Origin of the sequence: Mycobacterium sp. E1747, from assembly GCF_001667775.1 — a bacterium.
In the GTDB taxonomy this organism is placed as follows: domain Bacteria; phylum Actinomycetota; class Actinomycetes; order Mycobacteriales; family Mycobacteriaceae; genus Mycobacterium.
Genome location: NZ_LZJI01000180.1, coordinates 1 through 609, shown reverse-complemented (window position 1 = coordinate 609; position 609 = coordinate 1). Strand labels below are relative to the sequence as shown.

The window sequence follows — 609 nt, the reverse complement described above, 5'->3', positions numbered from 1 at the left end:
GCGTGGGCGGGGGGCGGGGAGCAGCCATGTCCCGCGGGCACGTGGGGCACGCACCTCCTGCCGCGTATCGCACCGACGGCTCGGGACGAAGAGAGCAGGGCCGATGCGGCCAAGAACCCCGACCTCGACCACCTGCTGCGCGGCACCGTGCAGGACACGACGGCGCGGCGCATGGGCGGAGTGGCCGGGCACGCCGGCGTCTTTTCCACCGCGCACGACGTCGGCGTCTATGCGCAGGCGCTGCTTGACCGGCTTGCGGGCCGCCCAAGCGAATTCCCGTTGCGACAACCGACTTTGGAGTTGATGACGACCCCGCAGCAGCCGGGGCACACCGATCAACAGGTCAACGCGGCGAACGACGCCGCGCGAGCGGCCGCCGCGAAGAGGTCGAAAGCCGCGCACCCGCTGCTTGCCGCCCGCTATCCGGCGATCGCGGGACAGAATCTGATCGGTCTCGGCTGGGACATCGATACGCCGCTGTCCATGCCGCGAGGATTGGTCTTTCCCGTCGGGAGTTTCGGGCACACCGGGTTCACCGGCACCTCGGTGTGGCTCGACCCCGCCTCGGACACCTACGTCGTTCTGCTCACCAACTCGATTCATACGCGA

At 69.3% G+C, this 609-nt stretch carries 1 protein-coding gene; it reads left to right on the top strand.

The window, feature by feature from the left end:
- On the top strand, positions 1-609 hold a 609-nt coding region (locus A5695_RS16910; RefSeq protein ID WP_156749707.1), incomplete at both ends, for a serine hydrolase.